The 7,003-nt window shown below is 69.3% G+C and carries 7 protein-coding genes, 1 tRNA gene and 1 pseudogene; 4 read left to right on the top strand and 5 right to left on the bottom strand.

Annotated features, from left to right (window positions below):
• Nucleotides 1-72: 72 nt before the first annotated feature.
• Nucleotides 73-1,428 carry a sodium-dependent transporter gene (locus C468_RS08805; RefSeq protein ID WP_008848542.1) on the bottom strand — a complete coding sequence of 452 codons (1,356 nt, stop codon included), beginning with the start codon at nucleotides 1,426-1,428 and terminating at the stop codon, nucleotides 73-75.
• Between the two features lie 217 nt (nucleotides 1,429-1,645).
• Here C468_RS08805 and C468_RS08810 point away from each other — a divergent pair, with 217 nt between their 5' ends.
• Entirely contained in the window at nucleotides 1,646-3,034 is a 1,389-nt protein-coding gene (locus tag C468_RS08810; RefSeq protein WP_008848543.1) for an NAD(P)/FAD-dependent oxidoreductase, read from the top strand.
• 41 nt (nucleotides 3,035-3,075) lie between these two features.
• Here C468_RS08810 and C468_RS08815 read toward each other — a convergent pair whose 3' ends face one another.
• Complete coding sequence (locus C468_RS08815) at nucleotides 3,076-4,197, bottom strand: M24 family metallopeptidase (protein ID WP_008848544.1); 1,122 nt, start codon at nucleotides 4,195-4,197, stop codon at nucleotides 3,076-3,078.
• Between the two features lie 169 nt (nucleotides 4,198-4,366).
• Between C468_RS08815 and C468_RS08820 the strand changes: the two genes are divergently transcribed.
• The 3 genes from C468_RS08820 to C468_RS08830 all read left to right on the top strand — a co-directional run bounded on the left by C468_RS08820 (nucleotide 4,367) and on the right by C468_RS08830 (nucleotide 5,493).
• A tRNA-Val gene (locus C468_RS08820) sits at nucleotides 4,367-4,441 on the top strand.
• 120 nt (nucleotides 4,442-4,561) lie between these two features.
• Complete coding sequence (locus C468_RS08825; protein ID WP_008848545.1) at nucleotides 4,562-4,906, top strand: 4a-hydroxytetrahydrobiopterin dehydratase; 345 nt, start codon at nucleotides 4,562-4,564, stop codon at nucleotides 4,904-4,906.
• Nucleotides 4,907-5,010: 104 nt separating this feature from the next.
• Nucleotides 5,011-5,493, top strand: a complete 483-nt coding sequence (locus C468_RS08830; RefSeq protein ID WP_049912152.1) for a hypothetical protein — start codon at nucleotides 5,011-5,013, stop codon at nucleotides 5,491-5,493.
• Nucleotides 5,494-5,529: 36 nt separating this feature from the next.
• On the opposite strand, the gene C468_RS08835 is transcribed toward C468_RS08830, so the two are convergent.
• The 3 genes and pseudogenes from C468_RS08835 to C468_RS08845 form a co-directional block, all read right to left on the bottom strand.
• Nucleotides 5,530-6,435, bottom strand: coding sequence for a hypothetical protein (locus C468_RS08835; RefSeq protein WP_008848547.1), 906 nt, complete (start codon nucleotides 6,433-6,435; stop codon nucleotides 5,530-5,532).
• Entirely contained in the window at nucleotides 6,432-6,755 is a 324-nt protein-coding gene (locus C468_RS08840; RefSeq protein ID WP_008848548.1) for a DUF5827 family protein, read from the bottom strand. The genes C468_RS08835 and C468_RS08840 overlap by 4 nt, the downstream gene beginning before the upstream one ends.
• Before the next feature lie 149 nt (nucleotides 6,756-6,904).
• Nucleotides 6,905-7,003 (bottom strand): annotated as a pseudogene (locus C468_RS08845) (superoxide dismutase); the annotation flags it as partial.

Here is a 7,003-nt window from a genome sequence, read left to right on the forward strand (position 1 = left end):
ACCGATCTGCAACACCCACTCCCGCAATCACTCGTCGAACGAGGATTTCGACGAAGCCGAAGTATCGGGCGGTTACCGCGCCGCCAACCAGTCCGCGAAGTCGCCGGTGAGGAAGTCGGCGTAGTCGACGATCCCGAGGTACAGCGAGACAACGATAGCGATCACGACGGGGACCCGGACCGCCCAGATCCACGCGTCGTCGAGGCCGCCGAGGCTGGTGATCCCCTTTCTGAGTTCCTCGCGAGCGACATCCGGAATGAGCCATCCGACGAACAGGACGAGAAGTAGCGACCCCACCAGGAGCAGGACCCCGCTCGCGAGCCCGTCGTACAGATCGAGGAAGATCAGGTCGATCGTCACCGGAACGCCGAGCAGGAAGACGGCGATACCGATGGCCGTCGCGGCGGGGACGCGCCCGACGTCGAACTCGTCGATCAGGTACGAGACGAGCACTTCGAGGATGCTAATCGCGGACGAGAGCGCCGCGATGCCGACCATCGCGAAGAACACGATCCCGATGAGTCGACCGCCGGGGATCCCGGAGAAAGCCGACGTGAGGCTCACGAAGATCGCTGGGGCGCCGGTTGTGCCGGGATCGATCCCGGCCGCGAAGAGGAAGGGGAAGACCACGAAGCCGACGATCACGGCGATGAACGTGTCTAGCGCGACGATCACGCCGGCGTCAGACGCGAGGTTCCGGTCCTCGCCGAGGTAGGAGGCGTAGGTGATCATCACGCCCATCCCGAGCGAGAGGGTGAAGAAGGCCTGTCCCGCGGCGGCCGGCAGGATGCTGGTCCAGTTCGCGACGAGATAGCCGAAGTCCGGCGAGAGGTAGTAGCTGTACGCCGCTCCGGAGGCGTCGAGCGTGAACGCGTACGCCGCAAGCCCGAGGAGCAGCGCGATGATCGCCGGCACCATCACCTTCACGCCGACCTCGATCCCCTTCCGCACGCCGGCGGCGATGATCGCGATGACCAGCGCCATGAACACGGCGTGGAAGAGAAGAGAGTCGAGTCCGGTGGAGACGGTGCCGAACAGCGCCCCGGCCTCCTCGGGGCCGGCGAGCGCGTACCCGTCGACGACGCCGATAAGGGTGTACCGGAGGAACCAGCCGGCGACGACGCTGTAGTACGAGAGGATAACGAAGCCGATACCGACGAAGAGCCAGCCGAGGTAGTTCCACGCTCCGCTTCCGAGTTCTCGTATCGCGCCGACGGGGTTGAGGTTAGTGTACCGCCCGATCACGAACTCGACGAGGATCGCCGGGAATCCGACCAGCGCGACGAAAAGCAGGTAGACGAGGAGAAACGCCCCGCCTCCCTCCTGTGCGGTAATGAAGGGGAACCGCCAGATGTTCCCTAACCCGACCGCGCTGCCGACCGCGGCGAGGATGAACCCCGCACGCGTCGCCCATGTTTCGCGTGCCATTTGTGTGCACGATGAATCCCGGTACCCCCTAAAAAACGTGTCTCTCCGCGGCTCTAACCGATAATTATCGTACATGAACGATTGATCAACGCCGTCGCGGAGGGTCGGTCCGGTTCGGTTCGTCGACGCCGGGACGAGCGCGCCGAGGGCGCGGCAGAAGCCGTCGAGCCGCGTCGAGGACCGTGAATTTAATACCCGGACGGCGACCTCACGGGGTATGGAACGCGTAGACGTCGCGATCGTGGGTGGCGGTCCGGCCGGGTCCTCCGCAGCGCACGCGGCCGCGACCCGCGGCGCCGACGCGCTCGTACTCGAAAAGGGGGTCCCTCGCGCCGACCGAGACCGGTTGGGCCCCGACTCGACCGACGCCGCTGGCATCCTCGACTACTGGGTCGACATCATGGGGATCCACCCCGACGAGTTCGACGACGGAGTGATCCAGCGCGAGCTGAACCGCGCGGAGTTCCGCGGCCCCGACGAGTCGGCGACGCTCACGAGCACCGGGATCGACTCCTCGTACGACGCGTTCGGCTACACCTTCCACCGCGCCCGCTTCGACGACTGGCTCCGCGACCGCGCCGAGGACGCCGGCGCGGAGTACCGCGCGGGCAAGTCGGTCCGCGGCGTCGACACTGATCCGTCGGTCTCGCCCGAGAGCGACGACCCCCGACACCGCGTCGAGCTCGCCTCCGGGGGGACGGTCGGCGCGGACTTCGTCGTGCTCGCCGACGGCCCCCAGCGCACGGTGACGAACAAGGTGCTCGACGAGTACCTGCCCGCGGACGCCGCCGCCTCCGACCGCCTCGCCTCGCGGACGGCCAACCACATCGCGTACCAAGAGTACCGACGCGTCCCCGAGGACGTGTACGAGGCGGTTGACAACGCGCTCGTCTTCTGGTGGGGCGTGATGCCCGGCAAGACCGCCTACCCGTGGATCTTCCCGAACGACGACCGCGTCTGCCGGGTCGGCCTGACGATGCCGATCGGACTCGACATCGGCGACTTCGACCGGGAGGCCTACGCGCTGCTCGAGTCCGACGACGAGTCGATCCCGCAGGGGGGCGAGTACATCCGTCGCCTCTTGGAGTGGCAGTACGGCGACGAGTACGACATCGAGGAGGACTTCCCGCTCGTCGAGAACGCGGGCAAGCGGAACGGCACCGAGACGTACCCGATCTCCTCGACGCGCCCCATCGACTCGCCGACCGAGGTCGGGATCGCGGTCACCGGCGGCGCGATGGGAACCACCTCCGCCTTCCACGAGGGCGGCGACCACGTCGCGGTCCGCACCGGCGCGATCGCGGGCGAGCTCGCCGCCGCGGGCGACATGGGCTCCTACAACCGGCGGTGGAAGGAGGCGATCTGCGACGAGGTCGTCCGGAACGTGACGATGGCGGACATGGTCGCCGACTACGACCCCGACGACTGGAACCGGATCATCGGCGCCGCCGACGCGATGCTCGCCGCGGAGACCGGCGACGACCTCCTCTCGCAGCCGTACCGCTCCGGCTGGGAGTCGGCGAAGCTGCTGCTCGGGTACAAGTGGAACAAGCGGCGCGTGAAGAAGAACTACGTCGGCATCGACGAGAGCGAGTACGTCTACTGAGCGGTTCCGGAGCGGTTCGTTTTTTCCGCCGACCGCGGTGACTACCGGATGACCGGCGCAGTCAGCTCTCGCGGCTCGGTCGCGATCCCGTCGACGTCGACCGGCGTCACCTCGTGGGTCGGCCACTGGCCCGTCTTCGTCAGCGTCTCGGTCAGATCGGGCGCCACGAGGTGGGTGTCCTCGCTCTTCGCGCCCTGCACGGTCGGGTTCCACGCGTATCCCATCGGCCACCGGACCGGCTCGTCGCTCTCAGGGGTCGCGACCCACTCGCGGCCCGCGAAGCCCGCCGCGCCGCCCTGGTGGTGTTTGCGCCACTCCTCCGCGAAGCCGACCGCGTCGTACGCCGATCGGATCGCGTCGAACACGTCGGCGGCGGTGTCCGGGCCCTCGGAGCCGGTGAGAGTACCGGCCGCGGCGGCCTCGGTCGCCGCGAGCGCGGTCGCCTCGACGCGGGCGGCCGCGCGGTGACGTTTCTCCAGCCAGTCGGGGGCGTCGAACGCCACGGTACGCGTGAGCGAGGCGTACAGTCCGGCGCGCTCGGCGGTGATTGAGACGAGCGCGTAGTCGCCGAGCGTCGCGTCGCTCGGGGTGTAGTGCCGGTAGCGCTGGGCGCGCTCCGCGCCGCCGACGAGCACGACCGGGGTGTCGACGTCGCGGGACGCCAGCGAGATGTCGATGCCGGCGGCGACCTCGTACTCCGGGTCCTCCGGTTCGAGGTTGCGGCAGACGGTCTCGAGGGCGGCGGCGGCCTCCCGGCCGAGCTCGCGGTAGCGCTCGACGTCGTCGTCCGTGAGCGGCTGGCGGAGTCGGCTCCCGTCGACGCGGTCGAACCCCGGCACGTCGAAGTCGGCGGCCGCGGGCGCTGGGGACCGCTCGGCGACGGCCGCCGCCAGCGAGTGCGCGTGCCACGGGAACGACTCGACGGCGACGGCCTCGGGGAGCTCTTCGTCGGCCAGCCGGCCCGCCTCGATGGAGTTGGTGATCACCCGGAGGTCGCCGTCGTAGCCGGCGGCGGCGACCCCGAAGTCGGCGTCTGCGTCGACGACGTTGTCGCCGCCGGTGAGCCACGCGAACCCGTTCGGCTTGCCGAACCAGACCGCTTCGAGCCCGCGCTCGTCGAGGTACGCGTCGAGCCTCTCGGTGCGGGCGGCGAGATCGACCATATCCGATGACTCTCCCCGAGCCAGTAAAACCGGTCGGAACCGTTCCGGTCACCGGGAAATCGAGGAACGGCCCCGGCGAATCGGCCGACCGCGACCCCGCGCTGGCGACCGAAACGAAAGGTTCAATTACGTCGCCCGGATACCAGGAGATGCGTCAGTAAGCCCCTGCGGGTTGGTAGTCTAGTCCGGTTATGACACCTCCTTGACATGGAGGAGGCCGGCAGTTCAAATCTGCCCCAACCCACTTCTCTTTCGATCCAGTCCGTTAGCGGCCGGCATCCGCCCCGAGGATCACGAGTCACGCGTTCGTTCTCGCGAGCCGACCCGCGGAAGGTACAAGCCCCTCGTCGCCCAAGGGTGGGGTATGTCACCGCCGCTCGCGGACGAGCCGGTCGAACCGGCCGACGAGGGAGCCGACCCGCTGACTGACGGCGAGTACGCCGAGTACCTCGACGATCTCGGGCCGGCGTGGGAGGTCGTCGAAGACCATCACCTCGAAGCGACCTACGAGTTCGACGACTTCGCCGAGGCGCTCGCGTTCACGAACGAGATCGGGGAACTCGCCGAAGCGGAGTGGCACCACCCCGACATCCACCTCTCGTGGGGCGAGGTCGGCGTCGAAATGTGGAGCCACGACATCGGCGGCCTCCACGAGTCCGACTTCGTGATGGCCGCGCGGATGGACCGGATCTACGACGGCGACGACTGAGCCGATCCCGATCGGATCGGCGTCGCCGTACCGCCATCCGCGGGCTCCGAGCCGCCGGCGAGGCAACGAACGGTTTTAAACCCCTCCCGACGGAAATGGAGGTAATGAGCGCGAACGTCTTCCTGGTCCCGATCGACCCGGAGAACTTCGATCGAACGGTCCGGTCAGCGGTTGACCTCACCGAGTACGACGACCGCCCGGATCCCCTCGCCGACCTCGACGAGGCCCGCCTGTGGGCGGTCGACGACGACAGCGGGAACGGTTCGACGTTCGAGCGGATGGCCGAGGGCGACCTCCTCCTCTTCTACCACGACGGCGAGTACCTCGCCACCGGACGCGTCGGAACGACCTTCGAGGACGAGGACCGCTGGACCAGCAGCACGTTCTGGACCGCGTTCCCGACGACGCGCATCTACACGGTCACGGACTTCACGGCCGTCTCGGCCCCCAAGCGCGCGGTCAACGCGCTCTTCGACTACTCCAAGTCGTACACCCCCGGCTTCATGCGCGTCGCCGACAGCCGGGTGAACGCCGACCTCTCCTCGATCGAGTCGGCCATCGACCACTACACGAAGCGGAACGTCTGAGCGCGTCGCGCCGTTTTTTGTCGGTCCGTTCTCCCGCTACACAGCGTCGACGACCGCCTCGTAGGCGGGCTCGTAGCGCTCCGCGACGCGGTTGGGATCCCCGCGCTCGTTACCTGACAGCGCCGGCAGGTCGACGGTCGCCAGCGGCTCGATCATCTCCGCGACGGTTCCGGTGTGCTCCTCCATGGTCCCCTCGCGCGGGCTTCCGGACGCCACGGCGCGCGCCTTCGCGTACCGGTCGCCGGCGTAGACCCGCGCCCGACCGGGGTCGACGACCGCCACCGCGTCGGGCTCGACCGGCCCGTCCCGCGGGAGCGGGCCGGCGATGTCCGCGTACGACTCGACGACGACGGGCACGGCCGTCGTCGCGACCCGCGCCGCGAGGCGCTCGAACGACGGGAGGTAGTCGGCCGCCATCACGTCGTTGAACGCCGCCACGTCGTCGACGCGGGTCGCCGCCCCGAGCGGGAGGCGGTCGGCGAGGCAGTCGGGCAGCAGTCCCGCCGCCTCGGCCGCCCCGTTGACGACGAACCGGGAGCCGTCCTCGGTCGTCACGCGGTCGCAGAGGAACGTCCGGTCCGCGTCGCCCAGCATGCCGGTCCGGTCTGGCGTCGGCCGCCAGAGGCGGTGGACCGGATTGATCGACTCCGGCGCGATCGCCTCGGGCGAGGCCCGACCTCCGACCGCCGCGAGCGGGCGCGTGCTCGCGGCCGCGAGGCGCCTCGCGTCCTTCCCGTAGAGTCGGCCCGCGTCGCTCGCGATCCGGAAGTCGTCGTGGTCGTACCAGTAGTCGTTGCCGGCGCGGGGCTTGACCCCCACCGCGTCGCCGGTGCGGTCGGCGAGGCTCGCCACCAGCCCCGTCGAGAACGTCGTCTTTCCGGCGTCGACGCGGGCGCCGCCGGCAACGAGGATCACCGGGGCGTCGGGTCGCTCCGCGTTCACGCTCCGTCTTGCGACTCGGCGTCTTCTCCGTCTCCCCCTTCCCCGTCGGCCGCGTGCGGCGCGACCCCGTAGTAGCCGGGGCCGTCCTCCGCCAGCGGCTCCGCGATGACGAGGTCCTCGGCGTGCGTCATCACCCACGGGATCGCCCAGTCGATCAGCACGGCCTCGGTGTCCGGGTCGACCTCCGCGTCCGGCTCCAGCTCCTGCAGCAGCCGGGCGATCTCCGGGATCGTGTACATCTGATCGGGGTCGAACAGCTCCGCGGGCTCGTAGAAGTCACACGGATAGGTCGCGTCGAACGTCGACTTCGGCTCGGGCATGGACGCCGCTACGGCGGCGCGTCCGTAAACGCTGCCGATACGGCCGGGAGGCTCACGGGGGCAGCGCGGGCGCCGCGGCTCTCGGCGTGCGGCGGGGCGAAAAATTCTGGGTTCCGACGCGCGGTCGCGGCGCGTTCGGACGCGAACCGTTACTCGAAGAGCTCGACGGCCTGGTCGTAGCGAGCCGCAGGCTCGCTCCAGTCGACGACTTCGAAGAAGTTGTCCATGAACTCGCCGCGAGCCGGGCC

This window comes from Halorubrum kocurii JCM 14978 (assembly GCF_000337355.1).
GTDB lineage: Archaea > Halobacteriota > Halobacteria > Halobacteriales > Haloferacaceae > Halorubrum > Halorubrum kocurii.

Excerpts from the sequence above, each read along its gene's own strand:
- C468_RS08810 (WP_008848543.1), top strand. The coding sequence starts at position 1,646 with ATGGAACGCGTAGACGTCGCGATCGTGGGTGGCGGTCCGGCCGGGTCC.
- C468_RS08825 (WP_008848545.1), top strand. The coding sequence starts at position 4,562 with ATGTCACCGCCGCTCGCGGACGAGCCGGTCGAACCGGCCGACGAGGGA.
- C468_RS08805 (WP_008848542.1), bottom strand. The coding sequence starts at position 1,428 with ATGGCACGCGAAACATGGGCGACGCGTGCGGGGTTCATCCTCGCCGCG.
- C468_RS08840 (WP_008848548.1), bottom strand. The coding sequence starts at position 6,755 with ATGCCCGAGCCGAAGTCGACGTTCGACGCGACCTATCCGTGTGACTTC.
- C468_RS08815 (WP_008848544.1), bottom strand. The coding sequence starts at position 4,197 with ATGGTCGATCTCGCCGCCCGCACCGAGAGGCTCGACGCGTACCTCGAC.
- C468_RS08830 (WP_049912152.1), top strand. The coding sequence starts at position 5,011 with ATGAGCGCGAACGTCTTCCTGGTCCCGATCGACCCGGAGAACTTCGAT.